Origin of the sequence: Paraeggerthella sp. LCP19S3_G8 (assembly GCF_052119225.1) — a bacterium.
In the GTDB taxonomy this organism is placed as follows: Bacteria; Actinomycetota; Coriobacteriia; order Coriobacteriales; family Eggerthellaceae; genus Paraeggerthella; species Paraeggerthella hominis.
Map to the genome: position 1 here is coordinate 1 of NZ_JBQKFQ010000029.1, position 361 is coordinate 361.

The 361-nt window shown below is 64.8% G+C and carries 2 rRNA genes; both read right to left on the bottom strand.

Annotation, left to right across the window (positions count from 1 at the left end):
• Positions 1 to 19 precede the first annotated feature (19 nt).
• Positions 20 to 134, bottom strand: a 5S ribosomal RNA gene (gene rrf / locus ACTQZK_RS13245).
• Between the two features lie 114 nt (positions 135 to 248).
• A 23S ribosomal RNA gene (locus ACTQZK_RS13250) occupies positions 249 to 361 on the bottom strand; the annotation flags it as partial.

The following is a 361-nucleotide window of genomic DNA, read 5'->3' on the forward strand; positions in this document are numbered from 1 at the left end:
ATACGCCGAGCGCCCTGCGCGAGCGCGACGTCCTATCCTCCCACAGCCTTGCGCTGCAGTACTTTCGGCGATGGCGGTCTTAACTTCCGGGTTCGGAATGGGACCGGGTGATCCCCGCCTCCAAGGTCGCGCTCGCGCAGGGCGCTTGGGCTCCGCGCGGCTTCTATGCCGCAGGGCGCGCTCTCCGCGCCACCCTGGCGGTTGCACAGCGTTCGGTCGTGACGGACCGCGAATCGATTCCAATGTGTAAAGACGAAGAGCTCGGGCTATTAGTACCGCTCGGCTGAGGCGATCGCTCGCCTTGCACCTGCGGCCTATCGACCAGGTGTTCTGCCTGGGCCCTTACCGAAAAGAGGACTCA